Raw genomic sequence first — 26411 nt, 5'->3', positions numbered from 1 at the left:
CGTAGCCGGGACCCGCATCCTTTGGGGTGCGGGTCCCGGCTGCTTGCGTTTCCTGTGGCTGTTTCTCCTGTGGGTGACAGCCGGGAAAGGCGTGCGCTCACCGCATGCGAAGCATCCTCCAAGGGTGCGCGCAACCTGTCGTGGCTTCATCGCGATGGACGCCCGAACATTGCGTCCGCTTTGCGTCAATCATTTGAGCGCCCGTGCGCGTACGGATTTCCGTCGGCCAGATGCGCTTTTGTCCCGCCGGCCCGTTCTTGCAATTCTCCGTGCTGCTCATCGCTGCGGGAATTCCTCGATATGTGCCGCATCGAGGAAGGTTCCCCATGAACCGCACGCGTACGAACGACCGTTTCATCCGTACCGGTAAGGGCGGTGCCGACTCCGGCAGGGGCGGCAGCCGCTTCGGTCCGTCGGTCCCGAACCGGTCGGGCGGTTCGAGCCGTTCCGGCGGTTACGGCCGCCGGCCCGCGGCAGTCCAGGGAGAGTTCGCCCTCCCCGAGACGATCACTCCCGCGCTTCCCGCCGTGGAGGGCTTCGCCGATCTCGACATGCCCAAGGAGCTGTTGGCCGCGCTGGGTGCGCAAGGCGTGACCGTACCGTTCCCGATCCAGGCCGCGACCCTGCCGAACTCCCTCAGCGGGCGGGACGTACTCGGCCGTGGCCGCACCGGCTCCGGCAAGACCCTCGCTTTCGGTCTGGCGCTGCTGGCCCGTACGGCCGGGCGGCGCGCCGACGCCCGGCAGCCGCTGGGACTGGTCCTCGTACCGACGCGTGAGCTGGCGCAGCAGGTCACCGACGCGCTCACCCCGTACGCCCGCTCCGTGAGGCTGCGGCTGGCCACGGTGGTGGGCGGGATGCCGATCGGCAGGCAGGCGAGCGCGCTGCGCGGTGGCGCCGAGATCGTCGTCGCCACACCGGGACGCCTCAAGGACCTCATCGACCGGGGCGAGTGCCGGCTGGACCAGGTCTGCATCACCGTCCTCGACGAGGCGGATCAGATGGCCGACATGGGCTTCATGCCGCAGGTCACCGCCCTGCTCGACCAAGTCCGCCGCGAGGGCCAGCGCATGCTGTTCTCCGCCACCCTCGACCGCAATGTCGACCTGCTCGTGCGCCGCTACCTCAGCGACCCCGTCGTGCACTCCGTCGACCCCTCGGCCGGCGCGGTCACGACGATGGAACACCACGTGCTGCACGTCCACGGCGCCGACAAGCACACGGCCACCACCGAGATCGCCGCACGCGACGGCCGCGTCATCATGTTCCTCGACACCAAGCACGCCGTCGACCGTCTCACCGAGCACCTCCTGAACAGCGGGGTACGGGCTGCCGCCCTGCACGGCGGGAAGTCGCAGCCGCAGCGCACCCGCACGCTGACGCAGTTCAAGACCGGGCACGTCAATGTGCTGGTGGCGACCAACGTCGCGGCGCGCGGCATCCACGTCGACAACCTCGACCTGGTCGTCAACGTCGACCCGCCGACCGACCACAAGGACTATCTCCACCGCGGCGGCCGTACGGCCCGCGCCGGCGAGTCCGGCAGCGTCGTCACCCTGGTCACCCCGAGCCAGCGCCGCGCCATGACCCGCCTCATGGCAGCGGCCGGCATCGTCCCGCTGACCACCCAGGTCCGCACCGGCGAGGCGGCCCTGCACCGCATCACCGGTGCCCAGGCCCCCTCCGGCGTCCCGGTCGTCATCACCGCACCGGTGACCGCACGCCCCAAGAAGCACGGCGCGGCCTCACGTGGCCGACGCCGCCCCGCTTCGGCGGCCCGCCGCGCGTCCGTAAGGCAGTCGACCGTCGGTACGGCGGCATAGAACCTTCTGATTCAGGAAGCCGGCCCATCTCCGCAGGAGGCACCCTTTGACGCTGGTCCAGACGCAGTTCCGCCCGGCGGGTGCCCAGCGCGTGCACGGCACCGTGGCGGACACCATGGGCACGGCAGGACCGCAGGTCTGGGAGGACATGACCGTGGAGGTGGCACTGTCCGTGATGGCCGCCGCACGTACGGGTCATCTGGTCGTCTGTGACGATGACGGTCTGTGTACCGGTCTGGTCACCCGGGCCGGGCTCACGGCCGTTCGTGACAGCTCCGGGTACACGGATCGGATCTGTCTGCGTGACGTCGCCGACGTCATCGCTCCCTTCACCCCGCCGCTGACCGCGAGGGCCGAAGCGGAGCGTGCGGTGCGGCACCGCCGGCTCGGTGCCCTGCCCGTGGCCGACGAACAGGGCAACGCTCCGGGCGTCCTCGCCCTCTCCCGCTGACCCGCTTCACGGCGGTCGTCCCCGTCTCTCCTTCTCCCCGTGAGGCATCATGCGCTGTGTCATCGCCCGCTTCCCGTTCGACCTGACCAAGAGCGGCGTACTGGAATCCATGAAGGGCATCAAGCCCGAACCGGTCACCAGCGAGTCCGTGATCATCGGACGGCGCCACTACCCCGCCAAGCAGGTCGGCGAGGTCGTCACCCGCCAGGACCGCCGGGATTTCAGTGCCGGTGAGGTCCTCCGGGCCATGTCCCGGCTCGGCTTCACCTGTCGCGTCCTCCCCGAGGCCGCGCCCGCGCACGTGGAGAGCCCGTTGCAGCGGGCTTCCGCAATGCTGGGCACCCCCTTGTCCGGCTGACCGACGGGGCGAGCGGGAGCCGAACGGAACAGTGAGGGCCCTACCGGCGTACGCCGGTAGGGCCCTCACTGTGTGCCGCTCCTGGCGCGGTGTGTTGGGTCGATGGTCGCAGTGGCTGAACTGCCCCACGGTCCAGGCGCTGACGTCCTCGATCGCCGTGCGGTACATCCCGCCCGTCTCCGGGATCCCCACCGTGCCCTGCGGGCTCGGTGCGACGCGGAAGTGCGGATGCGTGGGCGGCCGTCCTTCTTCGCGGGGTGTCGAAGACAGCGGAGAAGTCGCCCGAACGCACCGTCAGCGCCTCCGGCACCCTCTGCCTCCACACGGCTTCGGGAGCCAGCCGACCCGTGATGACAGCACCACCGGTGACCACGGGCAGGGACATCTGGCTCCGCCCGGACTCCACGGGCGGCGATGACAGCGATCAGCTCGTCAGGCTTCGGCATGGCATCGCATTCCATGGGCCGGTCCGTACGGGCGTCCCGCCCGGTGGCACCACCGGGCGGGACGCGGCGCGCACGCCTCGCCCCGGGTGTCCGGGGCAGTGGGGTGCGTATGCGCGGCGACTGCGAGCCGGTGGCCGGCCGCCGACGGCCACCTCGACGGTGAACGGGTGGGTCGTCCGTTCCCGTGTGTGGGTGCCCCGCCGTGGCAAGGAGCGTCGGTGACGAGCCCGGACACGGTCAGGACCGCGGTGTCCGCGGCTCGCCCGGGGCATGGGCCGACTACCGTTCGGCTGCCGCAGATCTTCGATGAGGACGTGTGCGGTTCCGTGTGTGTCGGCAACGGCCGCGGTGGAACGGACAGCCGTGGCGTTGGCGGACACCGCGCTCATCAGGGTCATCCTGGCCCCCGGCCTTTGTCCCGCCCGCGCCTGCGCTCCGCCCGCCGGCCCAGGGGCCACCGTGTTCGCCGGAGGGGATCGAGGATCGCGGTCGGCGGTGCGCCGCGCCGGTCGGCGTCACGGACAGCTCGACGGGTGTCTCTGAGTCCCGTCCGTGCGGCGGGACGCTGCGCTGCGGACGGCCCCCCATCAGCGCAGATCGGCTCTTCGGGAGTCCTCACCGTCCGGCAGCAGGAAATCTGTAGTTGCGGGGATAGATATTCGGAGGCCTCTCGGTTATGGTTTCTCTCGTAGCCGAGATCTAACAGGGCCCGGCAGACACGAACTGCCGGGCAGCAGTCCTTGTATGGCGGTGCGGTGGTGGAGTTCCGAAGCCAGGTTGTCGTATGACGGTGACGGGACTGACGACCGGACCGGGTGGCCCGAAGTGATGAGGGGCCGCCGTGAGCAAGGCCGCAGTTCATGCGGTCGCAGTACCAGCAGTGCTGTATCGAGTGGTGCCCTGGCGAAGGCGTCGGACTGCGGACGCGCGCGCCGGGGAGTCCGGTGGTGGGGTCCCGAGCCAGAGCAGTCGCAGGACGGGCGACGGGGCCGACTGCCGGAGGGTGGCGCTGTACAAGGTCACCAGCAGTTCGCGGTATCAGCAGTACGCAGTTCCTGTTCGCAAGTGATGGGTTACGAGGGAAGAACGGAGGAGTCGAGCGCCATCGGGATCGCCCGGGCGGAAGACACGAGCCCGGGTACCGCAGGACATCGATAGGCAGGTGGTCTCCGGTCACGCATCCGCGATCCCCGCACCCCCGTCGGAGTATCGGGCGGCTGGGCGGAAAAAGTAGGCCGGCACAGCACTAGGGCCGGCAGATGGTGTTGCAGTTCCTTCGGGGCCTTGGTGCCGTACGGCACCAAGGCCCCTCCACGCGTTCCACAGAGAGGTGAGATGACAGCAGACGAGTCGCTGAGCCGTCTGGACGACGACGATTACCCCGCCTACACCATGGGGCGGGCTGCCGAGTTGCTCGGCACCACTCCCGGCTTCCTCCGCGCCATCGGCGAAGCGCGACTGATCACACCGCTGCGTTCCGAGGGCGGACACCGCCGCTACTCCCGCTACCAACTGCGCATCGCAGCCCGGGCGCGTGAGCTCGTCGACCGGGGCATGCCGATCGAGGCCGCATGCCGGATCGTCATTCTCGAAGACCAGCTCGAAGAAGCCCAGCGCATCAACGCCGAGTACCGCCGCGCCGCTGGGACGTCCAGTCCGTCGACCGCCGCCTGAGGTGAGCGGGCCCGCCGGTATCGGCGGGCCGCACAACCGTGCACGGCCGCGCCGTACCGCTGGGTTCGTGTTCGTCTCCGGTCGGTTCCCCTGGTATTCACTCCTTCGCCCCGTCGCGGCACTCCCACAGCGGGCGAGGCGGCCGACAGGCTCCACGCCCGGGCGCCGCCTCTTCCCAGGGGCACCCCCACACGGCCGTTGATCGGGCCGCGAGTGCGGCGACGGCTCCGTTCCGCAGGAGCGCATGTGCGTGCTGCTGTGATCAGTAGGCGGTGAGGGAGATGGCGATGTAGTGCGCGGTGAAGGCCGCCACGGTCAGGGCGTGGAACACCTCGTGAAAGCCGAACCGCTGGGGCGAGGGGTCGGGGCGCTGGACGGCGTAGACCACCGCGCCCGCGCTGTAGAGGAGGCCACCGGTCACTATGAAGGTGACTACGGCCGCACCGCCGGTGTGGAGGAAGTCGGGCAGGTAACGCACCGGTGCCCACCCCAGGACCAGGTAGCAGGGGGTGTAGAGCCAGCGGGGAGCGTTGACCCACAGGACGCGGAAGGCGATGCCGGTCAGCGCGCCCGTCCACACGATCAGCAACAACAGGTTTCGCCGGTCGGGGGGGAGGAGAACGACGGCCAGAGGGGTGCAGGTCCCAGCGATGATCAGAAAGATGTTGGCGTGGTCGAGGCGACGCAGGACGGCCTCACCCAGCGGCCCCCAGGTGCCCAGGTGGTAGACGGCGCTCGTGCCGAACAGCAGCCAAGCGGTGACGGAGTACACAGCGCAGGCGAGAGCCGCCTCCTGGGTCCGGGCCAGGCAGATGAGGACGATACCGGCGGACAACGAGGCGGGAACCATCGCGGCATGGAGCCAGCCGCGCAGCTTTGGCTTGACCGGCTCGACCAGGTCGGCCACCGGATGAGGCTTCTCTCCGGCATGGCCATGATGTGATCCGCCTGGGAGCCCGGCCAGGGCAACGTCCTCGGACGCGACTTCCCGTCCTGCCTCGGTCTTCTGGGCATCATCGGCAACCATCCGATCATGGTAAGAACCTTCCCCCGGAACAGCGTCTTCGGAGGTCGGGCCATAACGTCGAGCCGGCGATTCGCCGCACGGGCCTGCTCGGCCATCAGGCGAGCGCAGAGGCCGACGACCCGCCACCGACCGGGCCTGCGGGAGTCATGGGAGCGGCTGACCGTGGGAAGGCCACGGTTTCCGAGCGTGCGTCTCCGCCCACCTATGCCGAGGACCGCCGATGCTTCCCGAGTGCCGCTCCCAAGCATCCGCTCCCTCAATACGGCAGCTGGAACAAGGACTGGTCGGCGCGAGCCATCGTGCCCCTCCCGTCGCCTCGACCGCGTCGGAAGGGCGCGACCGGTTTGCGCGGGACGCCGGCGGAAGTCCTCCGGCAGCCCGACAAGGACATGGCGCCGATGCCGATCGGGATTCCGATGACTCCGGACAGTCAGACGGAAGCGCGGGACGGATCCGGGCTCGATACGCGCGGTGGTCGGACCACGGTCAGTTGGTCCTCGCCGAGAGGAGGCGTCCGTGTTGACACGACCGCGGTCCCTTGGTGTACGGGCTCGCCGCACTGTCCTGGCTTCCGAGCACCGGCGGGCCAGTGTGCTGATGTCGGCACAGTGGGCCGACGACACCGCCGACCCCGCGGTGCGGAGGCGTCACGGCCGCCCTCGCGAGGCTCGGCGTATGTCCTGGACGACGCCCACGGGCACCAGGGGCGCCTGTACACCGGGTGGACCAGTGCCGAGGCGTACAAGGAGGCCACGGATGCCGGCCACCGCAAGAGGGGGCACGAAAGCTCCCCCGGAGGTGCGGGTGCCCCGGGCCGCCGGGAAGAAGAGATCGCCCAGGCGATGGATCATGCCGTCCCACTCTCCGGGTACCGTGAGTACATGAGTCATCCGCACCCCGAGCTGAAAGCCGCCCCGCCCCTTCCCGAGGGAGGGCTGCGGGTCATCGCCCTGGGCGGCTTGGGCGAGATCGGCCGCAACATGACCGTCTTCGAGCACGCCGGCAAGCTGCTCATCGTCGACTGCGGCGTGTTGTTCCCCGAGGAGACCCAGCCCGGTGTGGATGTGATCCTGCCGGACTTCACCTCGATCCGGGACCGGCTGGACGATGTCGTGGCCGTGGTACTCACCCACGGCCACGAGGACCACATCGGCGGTGTGCCGTACCTGTTGCGCGAGCGGTCCGACATCCCCGTCGTCGGTTCCAAGCTGACGCTGGCGTTCCTGGAGGCCAAGCTCAAGGAGCACGGGATCCGGCCGCGCACGGTGCGGGTGCGGGAGGGCGACCGGCGCGGTTTCGGGCCCTTCGACTGCGAGTTCGTGGCGGTCAACCACTCCATCCCCGACAGCCTCGCGGTCGCGATCCGCACCAGCGCCGGGATGGTGCTGCACACCGGCGACTTCAAGATGGACCAGTTCCCTCTCGACGACCGCATCACCGATCTGCGCGCCTTCGCCCGCCTCGGCGAGGAGGGTGTGGACCTGTTCCTCACCGACTCCACCAACGCCGAAGTACCCGGCTTCACCACCTCCGAGCGTGAGCTGAACCCGGCGATCGAGCAGGTGATGCGGACCGCGCCGCGCCGGGTCATCGTCTCCAGCTTCGCCAGCCACGTGCACCGCATCCAGCAGGTCCTGGACGCCGCCCACCAGCACGGCCGCAAGGTCGCCTTCGTTGGCCGGTCGATGGTCCGCAACATGGGCATCGCCCGTGATCTGGGCTATCTGAAGGTCCCCTCCGGTCTGGTCGTGAGCACGAAGGAGCTGGAGAAGCTCCCGGACCACAAGGTCACTCTGGTGTGCACCGGCTCCCAGGGCGAACCGATGGCCGCACTGTCGCGGATGGCCACGCGCGACCACCAGATCCGCATCGGCAAGGGCGACACCGTCCTGCTCGCCAGCTCCCTCATCCCCGGCAACGAGAACGCCATCTACCGGGTGATCAACGGACTCACCCGGTGGGGCGCCCACGTGGTCCACAAGGGCAACGCCAAGGTGCACGTCTCCGGGCACGCCAGCGCCGGCGAACTCGTCTACTGCTACAACATCGTCAAACCCCGCAACGTCATGCCCGTGCACGGCGAATGGCGCCACCTGCAGGCCAACGGGGACCTCGCCATCCGTACCGGCGTCGACCCCGACCGGGTCGTCATCGCCGAGGACGGCGTCGTCGTCGATCTCGTCGACGGGCGCGCGTCCATCACCGGCAAGGTCCCCGCCGGCAACGTCTACGTGGACGGGATGGAAGTCGGCGGCGCCACCGAAGCGTCCCTCAAGGACCGCCTCACCCTCGCGGAGGAAGGCGTCGTCACGGTGGTGGCGATCGTCGACGCGGACACCGGCGCCCTCGCCGAGGCCCCCGACTTCCTGGCCCGCGGCTTCGTCCACGACGACACCACCTTCGAACCGGTCATCCCCGTCATCGAGAAGACCCTGGCCACCGCGGCCGAGGAAGGCGTCGGGGACGCGCACCAGCTCGAACAGCTCATCGCCCGTGCCGTGGCGAACTGGGCGTTCCGCACCCACCGCCGCAAGCCCCTCATCATCCCCGTCATCATCGACGCCTGAGCCACTGCCCAGCCCGGCAGATGTCCGGGGCCGGGCGACGATGTGTACGAGGTGAGACTCGGCCATGAGTTCCTCGTGTCCAGCCTCTTCACCGGCCCGCCGGATCGGCCTGTACGAGCTGCTGCGCGCACTGCTGGACACCGGCCGCGTCGTCCGGCCTGGCGCAGGCCGACATGCCGGCCGGTACCTCACAGACGGCGGTGATCTTCCCGTCTGCCCACGACACCTCGCCCTGCGTGACGAGGCTGTGAGCCCGGCCTGTGCCGCCCGCCACACCACCGCGAGCGCTGGTCGCCCGCTGCCAGGCTCCGGCTCGTGGACCAGAGCGGCGCCGTCACGCCGCCGAGGTCCCGGTCGCGGGCGGCCCCGGCGCAAGGCCGGGCGGGGGACCCACCCTGGGCATCCGGAGTGCAGTCGGGAGCGACACATTCTTCCTCGCTCCCGGCTGGGGGCCGGAGCCGGCTGGTCTTCGTGCAGTCGCTCCCACAGCTGACCTGTCGGCCCCGGGCAGCAACGTGACGCCACGGGGATCAGCAGCGCGCACAGCCTGGTGCACCCGATGACGGAGCACACCTATGCCGTCAGCCGTGACGTTCGTTTGACGCTCCAGCCGCCTCACAGGCCGTGCATGAGGCAGAGAAACCCGCGTGACCGGCGGGTTTCTCGTCCTCACACCTTGTGATGTGTTTCCGATGACGCATCATGTGGAGTGCGTGGCGATCCTGGAGCCTGTGAAGAAGGACGCCTGACCTGGGGTTTTGCAGGTGCGTCTTATGTGCGGTGTGGGCGTTACGGGCGATGTCTTGACGCTGAAATGACGCTCGTGACGCTCATTTGATGCTCGTTCTGATGGAATGTCAGGCGCCTTGTCGGGCAGGTCAGACCCTGTCGAGGTGGCGAGCAACGATGGGGCGCCGAGGGCAGGCGACGCTGAGCGCAGACCCACTGAGTGCTGCTGGTCAGATGTCGCGGAAGAGACCAGTGAGCGCAGTGACCTGCCACGATGGATAGTCGTGGGCCGCTGACCTGCAGGAATGACCTTTCAGCTGTTTCATGTACGTACCTGTTGTTGCAGCTGGAAGTCCCAGGAAAGTCCCAGGGAACTCTCCGTGTCGGGAGCCACTCTTTCGACTTCGTGCTGGTGTGCGGGTGCTGTGTGGGCTGGTGTCCGTGCATCGGTGGTACTTCGGCATAGTCGTCATCGGGACGGCCCGGCGTTCGCGGGTGACGGCACCTCGGACGTGTCCGCTGGGTAGCCGGCGCCGGTGGAGGGCGGCAGGCGACGGATCGGCTTCGGATCGAACGCGCAGTTCGACGTACCGCGAACGACGGGTCGCTCCTACCCGACGGTTCAAGGCGCTGAAGTTGGTCGAGTGCCTGGTTGCCGAGAGACGCCTGCCGCTTCGCCGACCGCGCGCGGTTCGTGGCATTGCGTGGCTTAAGGAGACCCCGGTGCCCGGTCACCGACCAGTTGTTCGCGTTGTCGCGAGATCAGCGTGCGCGCGCGATGTCGACGCGCTTGCCCGACCCTGCCCCGGCGTCACCGACAGCGGTGGCATGACACTGCCGGTGAGGCGCAAGATTCGTCTATCCGCAGTCGGCGTTCGCCTGTTCGACCGCGTCTCCGGGATGAACGTGCTGCGCGACGAGGTCCCTGTTCCCGCTGAGAAATCCTCCCGTGCTCCGCGGTACCTGTCCGTCGCGCTGACCAACGCCTGCGAGCTCCACTGCGCCTACTGCTACGCGCCCAAGCACGCCGCCGTGCTCGACAGGGAGCGTGGGCTGGCATGGGCGGTCGAACTCGATGCCGCCGGGTGCCTCGGTGCCGGCTTTGGATGCGGGGGAACCGGCCGCGTACCGGTACCTCGCCCAACTGTGTTCGGACGTAACCCAGTCCACGTCCATGGCGGTGACCTTCACGACCCATGGGCACCGGCTCACACCCAAACTCGTCAAGTCCTCACTCGGAGCCGTGCACTTCGTCCGTTTGTCAGTCGACGGGATCGGAGCCACCTACGAGCGGCTCCGGGGTCGACCGTTCGCGGCCGTGGTCCAGGCAGCCGGGTTGCTCGGCTCGGCTCCCTCGCCCCGTTCGGCATCAACACCGTCATCAACGCCGACACCGTCGGCGAACTGGATGACCTCGCCGAGTTCGCAGGCAAGGTGGGCGCGTCCGAACTTCTGCTCCTACCTGAGCAGCCGACCGCGGCAACCCCCGGTATCAGCGACGCCGAGGCGCAGCGCCTCGTCGAGTGGGCCGCGACCGCCAGGACCGGGGTTCGGCTTGCGATTTCCCGTACCGGCCTGGAGGCCGTGCTACACGCCGCGGAGGCCATCCCAGGCGAGCACCCCCTCGACGCGCACATGCACGTCGACGCGACCGGCGTCCTGCGCCCCCACGCGTATGCGCCCACGGACTGTCAGTCGGGGGCTCCATCATGGAAACCGTGCAGGCGCTGAGGGAGGCACGATGAGGATCTGGAACGGATACGGCTCGGAGCACTCGATGCGCCTGGTTCTGATCGGCCGATTCCAGACGGTCATCGATGCTAAGGCAGCGGAGGAGCGTATGGAGGCTCTGCAGGCGCTAGGCGGTTTCTTTCGGATCATCTCGCCGACCAGATGAAGATGGCGGCGATGTGGAGTCCGGCGAGGTTCTTTCGGATCATTCTCGCCGACCAGATGAAGATGGCGGCGATGTGGAGTCCGGCGAGGTAGATGGTGGCGGTCTTGTCGTACCGAGTGGCCAGGCCGCGCCACTGCTTGAGCCTGTTGATGCACCGCTCAACCGTGTTGCGCCGCTTGTACGCCTCCCGGTCGAGGGCCGGGGACGGCCACCGAGCCGGCCGCGCCGCTTGCGGTTCGCGGTCTGGCCGGAGGGCTGGGGGATCACCGCCCGGATCCCGCGCCGCCGCAGACAGGCCCGGATTGCCCGGGACGAGTAGGCCTTGTCGGCCAGGACCATCTCCGGGGTGGTCCGGGGCCGTCCGACCGGCCGCGGGACCCGTAACCGGGCCATGACCTCGGGGAACGCGGGTGCGTCACCGGGCTGGGAAGTTGGTTTGTGCGTGCCCGGTCGTCGGGGCGTGGGCGTATTCGTGAGGGCGAGTACGACGGCCAGCGCGTGCCGCACGCCGCGCGGATCGCACGGGTGGGGAACCGGGGTCAGTCGCTCCGGCAGACCGGGCACCTGTCGGCAGTCGCCTCGCCTGTGAGTGGAGCTGGCCAAGGGTAGGGAGCCAGCGGTGATGCGTCGGCAGGCATGGTCTGCCACTCGGATCACGGACGTCGAGCACTCCGTGATCCACAAGGACCGTGCTCGCTTCCGTCGGGATCCGCCAACGCTCATGCGATCAAACCGGATATCCCGGAATCAGCCCGGCGGTCTTGATCTGGATGCGAAGGAGGAAACAACGATGGGTCTCTTAACGAGTTGTCGGGTGCTGTCGGTGGAGTATCAGCGACATGTCATGCAATCGTCGAGGCTGGTGGTGGCGCCCGGTGATGGACCAACCCCCGGCATCCCCTTTGGCCTCCCGAGCGCCGATTCTGGCCACCGGACGGCATGCCGACCGTTCGGCTCCCCTGATGTGACCCTGCGTCAGCCGCCTGCAATCCGGGCCGCGGACAGATCAGAGCTGAAACTCTGCGGGAGACACTCCCAACGCTGCGCAGGCATCCCGGAGGATCAATCGCTCGGCCTGGGAGACATCGCCGTCGGCCCCGGCGATGACGATGCCGGTCTGGATCACCGCCCTCGCCTCAGTCGGCTTCTTGGCGGTCTTGGCGATGTCCTGCATCGCCTCGGCCTTGCCCTGCTGGAAGTTGTGAGTCAGCTGGTCCACATGCTTGTTGAAGCGCTGGCGCAACTGCTCCGGCGGGAAATTCTGCAGCACCTCATTGCTGAGGATCAGCGACTCGACGTGCTGCCGCTCGGCCGGATCCACATGCCCGTCCGCAGCCGCGACCAGTGCGCACATCGCCATGCTCGCGTCGCGGTACGCACCGCTCTTCAGCTCGGTCTTGAGAGACCCGAGCTGCGTCTTCAATGCGCTTACCAGCTGGGCGCGTGGGCCACCGCCGGACCCTGCGCCGCGGCTCGGTCCGTGGGTTTCACCGCGCCCACGCTGGGCCTGCTGCAGAGACTGGGCCTGGTCCTTGAGTCGATCCCACATCGCCATTGACGTCACCCTCGGTATTCCCCTGAGTCGGTCGCGATTCCGCTCGCGCGTACGCCTGAGCAACGGCTGCCTGCAGGCAAAGGTTCCGCAGAACGCGCTCGGTCGCCCCCTTGCAGGCTTCCAGGCGGTAAGGAACCGGGCGAGGAAGTCTGGCAGACAAGGGTCACTGCCGTTACCTGGGAACCGCTGCCAGGTCCACTCCGTCGAGAGCCCGGCCGTGATCGATGTGGAGATGCCGTGCGTGTGGCGATCTCCGAGGACACCACCTTGTTGCGGGAGGGCTGGTCGTGCCGCCTGGGGGTGAAACGCTCTCACGAGGTGGCGCGCGGCCGTGTCGGCTTGAAGGGCGACCTTGCGGACGGTTGCGACGTAGGTGCGCCCCGGGAGCCACCGGTGTGCGGCCGGCGAGACCAAGAGCTTCCCGCAACGTTGCACTCTCGGTGCATCAATACCTGTGCCGGCGAGGGGAGAGTTTAACGACCATGCGGTGAGGGTTATTGAAGCACGGCCAGAGTGGAAATGTTCGACGCGCACGGGGCCGCTGCGGCGTGCTACTGTCGATCTCAGTTGCAGTTGTGGTTCCCGAAACTTCAAGTGCGCTCACTCGGCTTCTGTCGGTGAGAGCGCTTTTGTATTTCCGGTGTTCTCCGGCGGGGTGATCATCGCGGCGACACGGCATCCGCGCAGTGCGGGTTCCGATGTACTGCCCCATAGGAGATATGACATGGCTGCTGGTACCGTGAAATGGTTCAACGCGGAAAAGGGCTTCGGCTTTATCGAGCAGGATGGTGGCGGCGCTGACGTGTTCGCCCACTACTCGAACATCGCCGCTCAGGGCTTCCGTGAGCTGCTCGAAGGCCAGAAGGTGTCCTTCGACATCGCGCAGGGCCAGAAGGGCCCGACGGCCGAGAACATCGTTCCGGCCTAACGCTGACGCAGACTTGTAGCTGGGGCCCGCATCCTTCGGGGTGCGGGCCCCAGCTGCACGTATTTCCCGCAGCGGTCAACCTGCGGGACGACGCGGAGGAATCCGCAGTCTCACCACACGCGGCTCCCCAGCCTCCTTGCAGGGATGCAGGCGATCCTGAGGAGCTGCACCGCAGTCTACGCTCGGATTACGCTCCCCAGCGCGTCACCATTTCAGCACCTGAGCCCGCGTGGATTTCCGTCGGCCGGATGTGCTTTCTTTTGGCATCGGTCCATACTCGTAATTCTCCGTGCGGCTCATCGTTGCGGGAATTCCTTGATATGTGCCACATCGAGGAAGGTTCCGCATGAACCGCACACGTACGAACGACCGCTCCGCCCGCACCCGTAATGGCAGTGCCGACGCCGGAAGGACCGGCAGCCGCTTCGGCTCGCCGGCGCCGCGCCGTTCCGGTGGGTCCGCCCGTTCCGGCGGTCACGGCCGCCGGCCCGTCGCAGCGCAGGGTGAGTTCGCGCTCCCTCGGACGATCACCCCCGCGCTGCCCGCCGTCGAGGGCTTCGCCGATCTCGACATGCCTCAGCAGCTACTGGCCGAACTCGGCAACCAGGGCGTGACGGCGCCGTTCCCGATCCAGGGCGCGACGCTGCCGAACTCCCTGGCGGGCCGTGACGTCCTGGGCCGTGGGCGCACCGGCTCGGGCAAAACCCTCGCGTTCGGCCTCGCCCTGCTGGCCCGCACCGCTGGACAGCGTGCTGAGCCCCGCCAGCCGCTGGGGTTGATCCTCGTACCGACGCGTGAGCTGGCGCAGCAGGTGACCGACGCGCTCACCCCGTACGCCCGCTCCGTCAGGCTGCGGCTGGCCACGGTCGTGGGCGGGATGTCCATCGGCAAGCAGGCAGGCGCGCTGCGAGGCGGGGCCGAGGTCGTCGTCGCGACCCCGGGCAGGCTCAAGGACCTCATCGACCGTGGTGACTGCCGGCTGAACCAGGTGGGCATCACGGTGCTGGACGAGGCCGATCAGATGGCTGACATGGGGTTCATGCCGCAGGTCACCGCGCTGCTCGACCAGGTGCGTCCGGAGGGGCAGCGGATGTTGTTCTCCGCCACCTTGGACCGTAACGTCGACCTGCTGGTGCGCCGGTATCTGACGGATCCCGTCGTGCATTCGGTCGATCCGTCGGCCGGTGCGGTCACGACGATGGAGCACCACGTCCTGCACGTCCACGGCGCTGACAAGCATGCCGCCACGACCGAGATCGCCGCCCGCGACGGCCGCGTGATCATGTTCCTGGACACCAAGCACGCCGTCGACCGGCTGACCCAGGACCTGCTCAACAGCGGTGTCCGGGCCGCCGCGCTGCACGGCGGCAAGTCGCAGCCGCAGCGCACCCGTACCCTGGCGCAGTTCAAGACGGGGCACGTCAGCGTGCTGGTGGCGACCAATGTCGCGGCGCGCGGCATCCACGTCGACAATCTCGACCTGGTCGTCAATGTCGACCCGCCGACCGACCACAAGGACTACCTCCACCGCGGCGGCCGTACCGCCCGCGCCGGCGAGTCCGGCAGCGTCGTCACCCTCGTCACACCGAACCAGCGTCGCGGCATGGTCCGCCTCATGTCGGACGCCGGAATCCGGCCGCAGACCACCGAGGTCCGCTCGGGCGACGAGGCCCTGAGCCGGATCACCGGCGCCCAGGCCCCGTCCGGCATCCCGGTCGTCATCACCGCACCGGTGGTCGAACGCCCCAAGCGCAACGCCTCCTCCCGAGGCCGACGCCGCCGCTCTTCGGCGACCCAGCGCATGCCCGTACGCCAGTCCGTTCTCGACGCGGCGGCCTAGAACCTTCGGGATCAGGAAACTGACCCATCTCTGCCGAGGGCATCCGGTTCAGATGCGGCCCGCCCGGCGAGCACCGATCCCGTGCGGAGAGAAGTGGTGTTGAGGTCACGGGCGCGGCCGGACCGCGGGTCTATGACGACATGAGCGTTGAGGCGGCGCCGACCGCCATGGCTGCCGTACACACGGGTCGGCTGGTCGACCACCGGTCCTTCCGGTCTCCCGTGATCATCGGCCGCCGCCTCTACCCCGTCAGGCAAGTCTGCCAGGTCATCACCCGCCAGGACCGCCGTGACTTCAGCGCCGACGAAGTCCACCCGAGAAGTCCACCCGACCTCCCATCATGCTGTCGGGTGAGATCTCCTAGCATGACCGCATGGTTGCCAGTGACGCCCAGGAGACCGAGGGAGGCCGGGAAGCCGTGCCCCGCGACGCCGCTGAGGCCGAAGGCGATGACGTCGCATCAGCGCGTGGAGAACGCCGTGAAGAGGGGCTGCCCCGCGGATCACAGGGTGGCGATGCGGGGGAGGAGAGCAGCTCGGTTGCTGCTCTGGTGGAGCGGGCGGCCGACGTGGCCGAACCGATCAAGCCGAGGTTGCGCGGCTGGCTCCATGGCGGAATGGTCCCTGCCGCACTGATCGCAGGCATCGTGCTCATCTGCCTGGCCCGCACCCCGCAGGCGGCCTTGGCCTGCGCCGTGTACTCGGTCACCGCCTGGCTGCTGTTCACAACGAGCGCCATCTACTACCGTGGTACCTGGGGGCCGCTCGGTGAGGCTCTTCTGCGGCGCCTCGACCATGTCAACATCTTCCTGATCATCGCCGGCACCTGTACCCCCCTGGCCGTGCTCCTCCTCTCGCCGGATCAGCGGTCCTTGCTGCTGTGGATCGTGTGGGCGGGTGCGTTGGCCGGCATCGCGTTCCGGGTTCTTTGGGTTGGAGCTCCGCGCTGGCTGTACACCCCGTGTTACCTGGCCTTGGGGTGGGCGCCGGTGTACTACCTGCCCGACTTCCTGCACACCGGCGGAGCTGCCGTACTCGTCCTGATCGTGGCCGGCGGTCTCCTCTACAGCGCGGGCGCGGTCGTCTACGCTCTCCAGCGCCCTGACCCCTCGCCCCGCTGGTTCGGTTTCCACGAGGTGTTCCACGCCCTGACCGTGGCGGCTTTCACCGCGCACTACATTGCCATTTCCCTGGCCGCGTACTGATCGCGCCGGCGCTCCGGCGCGCGCCGCTCGTCCCCCACGTAGCCGCGCGCCAATCCGCGACGGACCGGGCGACCGCCGAGGCACCGCGCCACGCACGAAGGGCCGTCCGTCCCTCCGGCCTGCAAGTGGGCTCGCTCTCCAGGGTGTGACGTCCCGTAGGCAGGTAAGGAGGGAGGAGCGAGGGGAAGACGAGATGGCGGTCTTCAGCTGACTGTGACAGAGGGGGGACCCGGTGTTCGAGGCGGAAGACATCAGGCAGTGGCGTGGCCACAATGTGGTGGATCACGAAGGGCACAAGATCGGCGTCCTGGAGGCGCTCTACGTCGACACGGCCACAGACCAGTCCGTGTTCGCGACGGTCACGGTTGGCCTGCCGACCCGCCACCGGCTGGTGTTCGTCCCCTTGGGCGGCGCGACGGTAGGTCCCGACTATCTGAAGGTCGCCTACGACAAGAAGCAGGTCAAGGAAGCGCCCTCGATCGGCACGGACGGCGAACTGCTCGCGGAGGACGAGGAGACCGTCTTCGCGCACTACGAACTCGCCTACCGAACGGGTGCGGGCGGCGAACGTCGCCTCGCCCGCCGCTGATGCCCCACCAACCTCCCCCACCATGAGGTGACACGGATGGCTCTCTTCCTCCTGCTGGTCATCGTGGCCATCGTGCTCGGCGTCATCGGATTCGTGGCGAAGGGCCTGTTCTACCTGCTGGTCATCGGTGTGGTGGTTCTGGTCGCCGACTTCGTCCTCCTCGGCCTGCGCCTGGGCCGCCGCAGGCGCCTGCCCCGGTGACGTCGTCACCCGGGGCCAAGCACCCCGCTCGCCCGCCCGAACGCCGCTCAAGCGGGCTACCGGAGTGGTCCTCGAGTCATTGCCCGGGGGTGGTCCGCCCCTTCTGCGACGGGGCGGAGGCGTCGGCGAGGTCGGCTCCGGTGTCGGCGTCCCGCCGGGAGTGGCCGGTGCCGTGCCAGTCCAGGCACATGACGGTCGCGTCATCCTGCAGATGGCCGTCGTTGGCGTCGATGATTGCCGCGATGAGGGTGCGGGCGGCCTCGCGGGGATGCAGCGCTCGGGTGCGCACGATGAGGTTGGAGAGATCGAGGCTGTTGGCGTTGCGCTCCAGCATGCCGTCGGTCAGCATCACCAGCCGGTCACCCGGCCGTAGGTCCAGCGACTGGACCCGGTAGGTGCGAGGGGTGTGGAAGCCGAACGGCATATCGACCTTCGGAGTGATCTCCTGTACCTGTCCGTTCCGCATCCGCAGCGGCCATGGGTGTCCGGCGTTGATGAACTCGGTCCTGCCGTCGATCAGGCTGATGCGCAGGAGCTGGCCGGTGACGTAGCCGTGGCGGCCGTGCTCGCGCATGGCCTGGTCGGCCTGGCGGGCTTGTTCGGCGAGGTCGGCACCGGCCCGCCGTGCCCGGCGCAGGGCGCCCACCAGGAGAGTGGCCAGCAGCGCGGCCTCGACGTCGTGCCCCATGGCATCGGTGACGGAGAGCTGGACCGTGTCCCGGTCGATGACGTAGTCGAAGGTGTCACCCCCGACGTGGTCGGCCGGCTCCAGCGCCCCGGCCACCGCGAACTGCGCCGCCTCGCACGCCAGCGACGCCGGGAGCAACCGGTGCTGGATCTCCGCGGCCAGGCTCAGCGGCTTGGTCCGGCGGCCCCACTGGTACACGTCGGTGAAGGACCGGTTCGCGATGACGATGTACGCCAGGGCGTGCGCGGTCTCGCCGATCTCCCGCATCGCCTCCGCGTCCGGCGCAGCCGGCAGGAACAGTTCGAGGACCCCGATGGCGTCCCCGCGGTTGGTCACCGGGGCGACGACCCGCACCAGCGCGCCCTCGCCCGTGTCCTCCACGCCCGGGCGCTGGGTACGGATCACGTCGTCGTACAGGGTGCCCCGCAGCGTGATGCGCCGGGCGGGTTCATCGGTGTCGACGCTGCCCGCCGCACCCAGCCGCACGACCGACCCACCGGTGAAGTCGGTGATGAGGAACGACACCGACGCGGCCCCGAGCTGCTCCTTGAGCATGCGCGCGACAACGTCGAGCGACTCCACGGGCGCCGCGGTCTCCGCCGCCGCCAGTGTCCCGGCCAAGGTCATCGACCTGCTCCGGCCATCCTCGATCTCGGGAATACGATCGGTGGGCCCACCGTCCCCGTCAGGACCGCATGCGGTCACGGTGACTCCTCGCTGCTCGCTGGTGTTCAGGGCCCCGGCCCGGGTACGCAAGGGGCCGAGCCCGGTGCCGGGCAGACGTCATTGCACCACAGAGCCGCTGAACGGATGCGCCTGTCGGCCAGCCGCGCATCAAACGGCCCGGCTCATGTCGAGCGCTTTGTGCATCAGTACAACACCGGCGTCACGTCCCGCACCGCCGACACGACGCCGGGCCGACCACCCGGCGGGTCACCTTCGAGAACATCTGGGGCGGGAACGACTACTGGACCGTCGCCGTCCCGGTCACTCTGGGCAAAGGGGCGAGCACCGTGTCGTTCGCGAACGCGGGCGGCTGGGCGCTCGACATCGACTCGATCGCCCTGGCGTCGGTTCGGCCGGCCAGGGCGAGGCCGACAGTAGCCAAGGTCGAATGCAGCGGTCGGTGCGCTGGCCGTACCTGCGGGTCAGGCTCGATACTCTGCTCCACGAAGGTCCGGCGCGGGCACACGCGCTCCGGACCGGGCAGGAGTGCCAGCCACTGCCGTCCCCGCTTCTCGCCGAACGCGAATTTGACTTTCGGCCGTGACGCTCGTTTGACGCTCGGAGGCCCTGACGCACCCTTCTTGGGTCGAAAGGATACCGTCTGACCTGGTGTTTCTCTATCTCGCACGGAATGTGACGTATGTCCGATGACCCACCACGTGGAGTGCGTGGCGATCCTTGGGCCGGTGGCGAAGGGCTCCTGACCTGACGATTCGTCGGGGCGCCCCTATGCGGGTGCGGGTGAGGTCCTGGCTGGTGCACGGCGCTCACGGGGGCGTCACCCAGGGCCGTCGGCCGTGGTCCGGGTGGGGCGGTCGCCTTGGTGGATGGCCTGGCCGCCGCCGTCGGACCGCTCGTGAGCGCTGGGCCGTCTGCGGCCAGGACGGCTGCTTGGCGCTTCGGGTGTCCGACGTACTGGACCGCGGCCCATGGACCCCCGGCCACCCGCGGGTTGGCAGCCTTTCGGTGCTGAAGGGCGCCCGGCCGTACCCGCTATGCTGCAAGCGCCCCGCGGGGGAAGTCCGGTCGAAGTCCGGCGCTGACCCGCAACGGTAGGCGGAGCTCAACACGCGGCCCCGCAAGCCCGATTACCCGCGGTGGTGAAGGCTCCTGTCGATTCGCCGTGGACTGCGAGAGGGCGCTGCGCAGGGCGCCACCGCGCCCGGGCCGCTCCTTTGGTGACGTAGGTGCACGGCCCGAGGCGAAGGTGAACCGCCCGTGGCCATACCCCTCGAACACAAACCGGCCGCGCCGCCGCACACGGCCCGCGCCGGGGCCGGTCCCGCGCCGCCCAAGCGCGTGTCACTTCCGCTCCTCGTTGCCGCTCTGGGCGCCGCGCTCCTGCTCTCCCTCGTCTGCGGGGCCGGGATCGGGGCGTCAGGGCTCTCCTGGGGCGAGGTGCTGCGCTATCTGTGGGCCGGGCTGACAGGCGGGCCCATATCCCCTGACGAAGTCCCGGCTTACACCATCGTGTGGGAACTGCGCTTCCCACGCGCCGTGCTGGCCGCGGTCGTCGGAGCCGGTCTGTCGGCCATCGGCGTCGCCGTGCAGGCCATGGTCCGCAACGCCCTCGCCGACCCGTTCGTCCTCGGCATCTCCTCGGGCGCGGCCGTCGGCGCCAACGCCGTCCTCCTCTTCGGCGCCTTCGGCTCTCTCGGCCTCTGGGCGCTGTCCACGGCGGCCTTCCTCTCCGCGCTCCTCGCCATGGCGTTGGTGTACGCGATCGCCCGTACCTCCCATGGACTGACCCCGCTGCGACTCGTCCTGACGGGGAGCGTGATGTACTACGGCTTCTCCGCCGTCACCACGTTCATGGTGTTCGCGGCCGAACGCGGCGAGGCGGCTCGCTCCGCGATGATGTGGCTGCTCGGGAGCCTCGGCGGAGCCAGCTGGGCCTCCGTGCCGATCGCCGCGGGAGCCGTGCTCGCCGGCCTGGCCCACCTCACTGTGTCGGCACGTCGCCTGAACGCCCTCGCCATGGGTGATGAGACCGCGGCCGCGCTGGGGGTGGACGCGGGCAGGCTGCGCAAGGAGCTGTTCCTGGTCTGCGCCGCCGTCACGGCGGCCGTGGTCGCGGTGAGCGGAGCGATCGGTTTCGTCGGCCTGATGGTTCCGCACGCCGCGCGGATGCTGGTCGGCGCGGACCATCGCCGACTGCTGGCCGTGGCCCCGCTCGCGGGCGCCGTCATGCTGATCTGGGTCGACATCCTGTCGCGTGTCGTGCTCGCGCCCGTCGAGCTGCCGGTGGGCGTGCTGACCGCCGTCATCGGCGTGCCGTGCTTCGTCCTGCTGATGCGCCGCCGCTCCTACACCTTCGGAGGCGCGTGATGCGTGTGGACGTCGACGCGGTGACGGTCGAGGCCGCCGGGGCGCGGCTGGTCGAGGAGGTCACACTGCGCGTGGACAGCGGGCAGGTCGTCGGGCTCGTCGGGCCCAACGGCAGCGGGAAGTCCACGCTGTTGCGCTGCGTCTACCGTGCCCTGCGCCCCTCGGCGGGTGCGATCCGGCTCGGCGGTGAGGACCTGCACTCCCTGAGCGCGCGCGAGGGCGCCCGTCGGCTGGCCGCCCTGCCCCAGGAAGCGGTCACCGAGTTCGACTTCACGGTCGCCGAGGTCGTGGCGATGGGGCGGCTCCCGCACCAGCGGTCGGTGGCCCGGACCACCGACGAAGACCGGAAGGCGTGCGAGGCCGCGCTGGCGAGGGTCGGTGCCGACCACCTCGCCGACCGCGGCTTCCTCACCCTGTCGGGCGGCGAGAAGCAGCGGGTCCTGATCGCCCGCGCGCTCGCCCAGCAGCCTCAAGTACTCGTGCTCGACGAGCCCACCAACCACCTGGACATCGCCCAGCAGCTGGAGGTTCTGGCCCTGGTGCGCGGCAGTGGGCTGACGGTGCTCACCGCACTGCACGACCTCAACCTCGCCGCGCTCCACTGCGACCTGCTCCACGTCATCGACAGCGGCCGGATCGTCGCCTCGGGCGCTCCGTACGACGTGCTCACGCCCGAGCTGCTGGCCGAGGTCTTCGGCGTACGGGCGTACCGCGTACCGCATCCGGAGTCCGGCGCCGTACAGCTGCTCTTTGACCGTCTTCCGCCCACCCGGACCGCATCTTGAGGAGCCACCGGATCATGCCGAACCTCGTACGTCCCGCCGTACTCGCACTCGCTGCCGCCCTGGTGCTCACCGGATGCGGCGCGGAGGTCACCTCCGGGGAAGGGGAGGGTGGTGATGCCAGGGCACGCGGCGGCCACTATCCGGTGACCGTCGAGAACTGCGGCCAGAAGAAGACCTACGACAAGGCGCCACAGCGCGTGGTCACCAATGACGTCGGCATCACCGAGATCATGTTCGCGCTCGGTCTCGAGGACCGTATGGCGGGCTATGTCATGCCCGACGACCGGGGCGACCTCACGTCCGTTCCGTGGAAGGACGCCTACCGGAAGACGAAGTGGCTCTCGAAGAAGACGATCAACAAGGAGCTGGTCCTCGACGCCCGCGCCGACCTGGTCTTCGCGGGCTGGAACTACGGCTTCAACGAGGGGGAGGGCTTCAGCCCCACCGAACTGGAGCGGGTGGGCGTCGACTCGTACCTGCTGAGCGAATCGTGTCGCAACGGGCAGGGAAAGGCGCGCGGGGTGATGCCGCCGCTCGAAGCGCTCTACACCGACCTGCGGAACCTGGGCGAGATCTTCGACGTGGAGGACCGTGCCGAGACCCTCGTCGCGGGCTTCCAGAAGCAGGTCGCCGAGGCGCAGGCGAAGGCACTCAAGGGCGCTGACCGTCCGCGTGTCTTCCTCTACGACGCCGGGCAGGACAAGCCGCTGACCTCGGGTCTGTACGCCGGGCCGCACGACATCATCACCAAGGCGGGTGGCGATCACGTCATGAAGGACCTCAGGGACAGCTGGGCGACGGTGGGCTGGGAGACCGTGGTCGCGCGTGACCCCGAGGTGATCGTGATCAACGACTACGGTGACACCACCGCGGAGGAGAAGCGGAGGTTCCTGAAGTCCTACCCCCCGCTCGCCGGTGTCTCGGCGGTCAAGAACGACCGGATCGTCGTTCTCGACTACGCGGAGCTGGTGGAGAGCCCGCGCAACCCCGCGGCCATCGCCCGACTCGCCGCTGAGCTGAGGCGCTTCGCTTCGTGATCTGACGGGGGCTTTCAGGAGGGGCATGGGGGAAGCCGCAAGAGCTTCAGCCGTCCCTCGTGGCGGTCCCTCCTGGCGTACCCACGTCGCCGCTGCACCGGGGACCCTTTCCCGCTGCGCTGGGCTGGGCTGGGCTGGTCAAACCCGAGTCCGGTCGCGCGGGGCGGCCTGGTCCAGGGGGACCTTCGGCTTCCTCGGCAGTTCGATCGGTGAGCCGCAGGCGCGCACGACGCAGACGCTGGGGGAGCAGCCGTCGCCCGGCATACCGTCGCGGACAGACTCCGCCCCACCGCCGCGCGCCCCGAGGGGCGGCAGCGGCTCCTTCGTCAGGCCCGCCGGAAGCAAGGGTGACGTTCAGAGGTTAACCACCGGCATCGCCTGATCTTCGATAAGGGCAACGCCGCCGTACGGGATGGTTCCGCTTCATTGGGCATCTGATTTTCGATAAACGGAATGGCTTGTTCTTTTCCTTCACGAGGGTGGTGTCGCAGCTGACATTCGCGGCGTGTAAGTCGTGGTCAAATCGGGCATAAACCGACATTCGGAGGTGGAATTATTCATTCAGTTGGCGAAATTGCCACCCTCTCGCATTGCCTTCTTGTGACCAATGCTTGACCTGGATCTGCCCCTTTGCTTAGCCTCCGTATCGCGCCCATCCGGCAGCCTGACCTGCTGTCGGATGCGAAACCGACCAAGCGGGGGACCGTATGTACGACGTCGTTGTTGTGGGTGGCCGCTGCGCGGGATCGCCTCTGGCCATGCTTCTGGCACGGCAGGGGCACCGGGTTCTCGTGGTGGACCGGGCCTCCTTCCCGAGCGACTCGGTGTCGACCCACTACATTCACCAGGCCGGCCTGCTGCGACTCAAGGAGTGGGGCCTGCTCGACGAGATCATCGCGGCCAAGACGCCCGCGCTCCGCAAGATGCACTACTCGTACCGGGGCATCCACCTCAACGGCTTCGCGGAGCCCGTCGACGGCGTGGACGCCGTCTACTGTCCCCGCCGGACCGTGCTGGACGAGATACTCGTCAACGCCGCCCGCAGGGCCGGCGCCGAGGTCGTCGAAGGGTTCACCGTCACCGACGTGGTGGTCTCCGACGGCCGTGTCACGGGTATCCGGGGGCGCGAAGGGGACGGCCCCGAGCGCGAGATCCGCGCGACGGTCGTCGTCGGTGCCGACGGCTTCCACTCCACCGTCGCCAAGAAGGTGGGAGCGGAGCTGTACAACGTGCGCCCCGCCGCCGGCTTCATCTACTACTCGTACTACAGCGGTCTCGAGTCGTGGGGTCTGCACCACAAGAACGGCTTCAACGAGAAGTGGTTCGGCACCTGGCCGACCAACGACGACCTGAACATGGTCGCCATCATCTGCACCAAGCGTCACCTCAAGGAGTTCCGCCAGGACGTCGAGGCCAACTTCCAGGCCGTGATCGACGACGTCTCCCCGGAGATGGGCGAGCAGCTCCGCGACCAGGGCCGCCGCGTGGAGGACTTCCGTCCCATGCGCTACCCGGACAACTACTACCGCCGCGCGTACGGCCCCGGCTGGGCGCTGGTCGGTGACGCCGGCTACCACAAGGACCCCTACACCGGCTGGGGCATCACGGACTCCTTCCTGCACGGCGAGCTGCTCGCCGAGCGCATCCACCAGGGCCTCGCGGGCGAACGCCCGATGGAGGAGGCGCTGGCCGAGTACAACAAGCTCCGCGACGAGGAGAGCGCCGGCGTCTACGACTTCACGACGACGCTCGGCGAGCTCACCGAACTGCCGCCGTTCTTCAAGGCGACGATGAGCGCGATGAGCAAGTCCCAGGAGTGGACCGACAAGATGCTCGGTCTGATCGGCGGCATCGTCCCGGACTACGAGATCTACGCGCCTGACGCCCTGGAGCGGCTCTACGACGCCGCCGGCGTGCCGCAGGACGAGCGGATCTACGACCCGGCCGGCTGACCGCGCCCGCGGCTCTCCCTCCGGAACCCTCCCGGTTTCCGGAGCGGTACATCTCCGTCAGGGCGCCGAGAGCCGAGCGCCGAGCGTGCCCTTAGCGCTCGCGCCGGCGTCTCGCGCCCCATGTGCACCGGCCTCCTCCCACGCCCCGCCCTCTCGCCGCCCCGGTGTCCGGGACGACCGTCCCGGACACCGGTGTCCCCTGCCGGGCGGGGGAGGGCCCAGCGGGCCGGTCCGTTCCCGTACACCGGCGTGCCAGGCCCGCCCGGATCCGCACAACCCCTCCCCCCAGAGCACCCCAGTCACCCCGCCGTCCCGACGCGCACGGGGCCAGGTGCGGCTTGCCCGCACGCCCCCGGCCGCGCCGACGCCGGCACGGCATTCCATGCGCTTCGCCTCCGAGGGAGTCCCGCAGATGACGCGTGCGTCCAGCATGTTCGAGCTCATCAGTGACCAGGATGAGGAAAGGCCCTACTTCGAGACCGGCGGCATCGGCAGGTCGCACGCGTTCTACACGGGCGAGGAGCAGTTCCGCCGGGAGATGACCCGCATCTACGGCCGGCGTTGGCTCCCGGTCGACCACGTCTCCCGCCTGAAGGAGAAGGGCGCGTACAGCACCCTCAACATCGGCTCCGGATCCATCCTGCTCATCCACGGGGACAACGGGATCCAGGGGTACCACAACTACTGCCGGCACCGCGGCTACAAGCTCGTCGAGGAGGCCACCGGCAAGCGCCAGAGCCTCGTCTGCCTCTATCACTGCTGGGTCTACGACCGGAACGGCAAGCTCAAGAGCCTCAACGGCACGTACATGGACCACTTCTTCGACAAGGAGAAGAACGGTCTGCTGCCCGTGCGGACCGAGGTCCGCTTCGGCGTGGTCTTCGTGGCGCTCTCCGACGACGCCCCGGACCTCGACGAGTCGCTGGGCGAGTTCGGGGAGTTCGCCAAGGCCTACGACCTCGCCGATCTGGAGTGCGTCGAGGCCAAGGACTACCCGGTCGCCTCGAACTGGAAGCTCGTCGCGCACAACGTCAACGAGAGCCTCCACTTCCCCACCGCCCACAAAGACCTCCACCGCATCACCGACTTCGACGACGCGGGCACCTACGACCTCAAGGGCGACATCGTCGGCGCCTGGCAGTCGATCCGCACCGGCTACAACTCCGTCTCCATGACGGGACGCAGCGCGCGGACGCCGATGCCGAACGTCCCCGAGGGCGACCTCCAGAAGATCAACTGGATCACGATCCTGCCCAACCTGCTCTTCGGGTTCACGGCCGACTACGTGATGATGCAGTGGGTCTGGCCCGAGAGCCCCGGCACCTGCTTCGTCCGCCACTTCTGGCTCTTCCACCCCACCGAGACCGCCAAGAGCGACTTCTCGCACGAGGACGTCTTCGCGCTGTGGGACAAGGCCAACTACGAGGACTGGGAGATGTGCGAGCGGACGCACCGCGGCCTCTCCAACCCGCTGTGGACGCCCGGACAGCTCTCCTACGACGAGGAGGTCGTCGCCCAGATCGACGCCTGGGTCGCGCGCGAGACCACGGACGCCGCCGCCGAGGACGGCGGCGAGGCCGCCGAACCCGGAAAGGCGGCGCAGTGA

The 26411-nt window shown here is 68.9% G+C and carries 20 protein-coding genes and 3 pseudogenes; 17 read left to right on the top strand and 6 right to left on the bottom strand.

Going from position 1 to position 26411, the window contains the following annotated elements; all coding sequences use genetic code 11:
* Positions 1–326: 326 nt before the first annotated feature.
* The 3 genes from J116_RS05615 to J116_RS05605 are packed head-to-tail and all read left to right on the top strand — an operon-like array spanning position 327 to position 2632.
* Positions 327–1823 (top strand): DEAD/DEAH box helicase, encoded by a 1497-nt coding sequence (locus J116_RS05615; protein ID WP_023586115.1) that lies wholly within the window; start codon positions 327–329, stop codon positions 1821–1823.
* A gap of 46 nt (positions 1824–1869) precedes the next feature.
* Positions 1870–2274 (top strand): CBS domain-containing protein, encoded by a 405-nt coding sequence (locus J116_RS05610; protein WP_023586114.1) that lies wholly within the window; start codon positions 1870–1872, stop codon positions 2272–2274.
* Positions 2275–2323: 49 nt separating this feature from the next.
* Positions 2324–2632 (top strand): SCO5918 family protein, encoded by a 309-nt coding sequence (locus J116_RS05605; protein ID WP_023586113.1) that lies wholly within the window; start codon positions 2324–2326, stop codon positions 2630–2632.
* A 102-nt stretch (positions 2633–2734) separates the two neighbouring features.
* Here the strand turns inward: J116_RS05605 and J116_RS30750 are convergent.
* Positions 2735–3078: pseudogene (locus tag J116_RS30750) on the bottom strand (hypothetical protein); the annotation flags it as partial.
* Positions 3079–4413: 1335 nt separating this feature from the next.
* On the opposite strand from J116_RS30750, the gene J116_RS05600 reads away from it, so the two are divergent.
* Positions 4414–4752, top strand: a complete 339-nt coding sequence (locus J116_RS05600) for a helix-turn-helix domain-containing protein (RefSeq protein ID WP_023586112.1) — start codon at positions 4414–4416, stop codon at positions 4750–4752.
* Between the two features lie 262 nt (positions 4753–5014).
* Here J116_RS05600 and trhA (J116_RS05595) read toward each other — a convergent pair whose 3' ends face one another.
* Complete coding sequence (gene trhA, locus J116_RS05595) at positions 5015–5779, bottom strand: PAQR family membrane homeostasis protein TrhA (RefSeq protein WP_079147667.1); 765 nt, start codon at positions 5777–5779, stop codon at positions 5015–5017.
* 881 nt (positions 5780–6660) lie between these two features.
* On the opposite strand from trhA (J116_RS05595), the gene J116_RS05590 reads away from it, so the two are divergent.
* Positions 6661–8346 (top strand): ribonuclease J, encoded by a 1686-nt coding sequence (locus J116_RS05590; RefSeq protein WP_023586110.1) that lies wholly within the window; start codon positions 6661–6663, stop codon positions 8344–8346.
* Between the two features lie 88 nt (positions 8347–8434).
* On the opposite strand, the gene J116_RS29860 is transcribed toward J116_RS05590, so the two are convergent.
* Complete coding sequence (locus J116_RS29860) at positions 8435–8572, bottom strand: hypothetical protein (protein WP_161492108.1); 138 nt, start codon at positions 8570–8572, stop codon at positions 8435–8437.
* Between the two features lie 1578 nt (positions 8573–10150).
* On the opposite strand from J116_RS29860, the gene J116_RS31470 reads away from it, so the two are divergent.
* Positions 10151–10972 carry a DUF6375 family protein gene (locus J116_RS31470; protein ID WP_394331501.1) on the top strand — a complete coding sequence of 274 codons (822 nt, stop codon included), beginning with the start codon at positions 10151–10153 and terminating at the stop codon, positions 10970–10972.
* Here the strand turns inward: J116_RS31470 and J116_RS28320 are convergent.
* Both J116_RS28320 and J116_RS05575 read right to left on the bottom strand, forming a co-directional pair.
* A pseudogene (locus J116_RS28320) lies at positions 10953–11398 on the bottom strand (transposase); the annotation flags it as partial. The gene J116_RS31470 and the pseudogene J116_RS28320 sit on opposite strands and share 20 nt — an antisense overlap.
* A 580-nt stretch (positions 11399–11978) precedes the next feature.
* Complete coding sequence (locus J116_RS05575) at positions 11979–12527, bottom strand: tellurite resistance TerB family protein (RefSeq protein ID WP_023586106.1); 549 nt, start codon at positions 12525–12527, stop codon at positions 11979–11981.
* 724 nt (positions 12528–13251) lie between these two features.
* On the opposite strand from J116_RS05575, the gene J116_RS05570 reads away from it, so the two are divergent.
* From J116_RS05570 to J116_RS30070, 6 genes and pseudogenes are all read left to right on the top strand, one after another.
* Positions 13252–13455, top strand: coding sequence for a cold-shock protein (locus J116_RS05570; protein ID WP_023586105.1), 204 nt, complete (start codon positions 13252–13254; stop codon positions 13453–13455).
* Between the two features lie 346 nt (positions 13456–13801).
* Entirely contained in the window at positions 13802–15295 is a 1494-nt protein-coding gene (locus J116_RS05565; RefSeq protein ID WP_023586104.1) for a DEAD/DEAH box helicase, read from the top strand.
* Between the two features lie 221 nt (positions 15296–15516).
* Positions 15517–15616, top strand: a pseudogene (locus J116_RS31570) (SCO5918 family protein); the annotation flags it as partial.
* 52 nt (positions 15617–15668) lie between these two features.
* Entirely contained in the window at positions 15669–16499 is an 831-nt protein-coding gene (trhA, locus tag J116_RS05560; protein ID WP_235617316.1) for a PAQR family membrane homeostasis protein TrhA, read from the top strand.
* 232 nt (positions 16500–16731) lie between these two features.
* On the top strand, positions 16732–17088 hold the full coding sequence (locus J116_RS05555; protein ID WP_023586101.1) for a PRC-barrel domain-containing protein: 357 nt from the start codon (positions 16732–16734) through the stop codon (positions 17086–17088).
* Between the two features lie 36 nt (positions 17089–17124).
* Positions 17125–17289: a hypothetical protein gene (locus J116_RS30070; RefSeq protein WP_023586100.1), complete on the top strand. Its 165-nt coding sequence runs from the start codon at positions 17125–17127 to the stop codon at positions 17287–17289.
* A gap of 76 nt (positions 17290–17365) precedes the next feature.
* On the opposite strand, the gene J116_RS05550 is transcribed toward J116_RS30070, so the two are convergent.
* A complete protein-coding gene (locus tag J116_RS05550; protein ID WP_023586099.1) occupies positions 17366–18604 on the bottom strand; it encodes a PP2C family protein-serine/threonine phosphatase in 1239 nt (412 codons plus the stop codon).
* A 1323-nt stretch (positions 18605–19927) separates the two neighbouring features.
* On the opposite strand from J116_RS05550, the gene J116_RS05540 reads away from it, so the two are divergent.
* The 5 genes from J116_RS05540 (at position 19928) to J116_RS05520 (ending at position 26411) form a co-directional block, all read left to right on the top strand.
* The gene (locus tag J116_RS05540; protein ID WP_099048212.1) at positions 19928–21031 is read left to right on the top strand and encodes a FecCD family ABC transporter permease; all 1104 of its coding nucleotides are present in this window, start codon (positions 19928–19930) and stop codon (positions 21029–21031) included.
* The gene (locus tag J116_RS05535) at positions 21031–21816 is read left to right on the top strand and encodes an ABC transporter ATP-binding protein (RefSeq protein ID WP_023586096.1); all 786 of its coding nucleotides are present in this window, start codon (positions 21031–21033) and stop codon (positions 21814–21816) included. Before J116_RS05540 ends, J116_RS05535 begins: the two co-directional genes overlap by 1 nt.
* 14 nt (positions 21817–21830) lie before the next feature.
* Positions 21831–22853 (top strand): ABC transporter substrate-binding protein, encoded by a 1023-nt coding sequence (locus tag J116_RS05530; RefSeq protein WP_023586095.1) that lies wholly within the window; start codon positions 21831–21833, stop codon positions 22851–22853.
* A gap of 707 nt (positions 22854–23560) precedes the next feature.
* Positions 23561–24805, top strand: coding sequence for an NAD(P)/FAD-dependent oxidoreductase (locus J116_RS05525; RefSeq protein ID WP_023586094.1), 1245 nt, complete (start codon positions 23561–23563; stop codon positions 24803–24805).
* A 412-nt stretch (positions 24806–25217) separates the two neighbouring features.
* Complete coding sequence (locus tag J116_RS05520; RefSeq protein ID WP_023586093.1) at positions 25218–26411, top strand: aromatic ring-hydroxylating oxygenase subunit alpha; 1194 nt, start codon at positions 25218–25220, stop codon at positions 26409–26411.

The sequence above is a fragment of the Streptomyces thermolilacinus SPC6 genome, from assembly GCF_000478605.2.
GTDB classification, from domain to species: domain Bacteria; phylum Actinomycetota; class Actinomycetes; order Streptomycetales; family Streptomycetaceae; genus Streptomyces; species Streptomyces thermolilacinus.
This window is presented reverse-complemented; position numbering and strand designations above follow the sequence as displayed.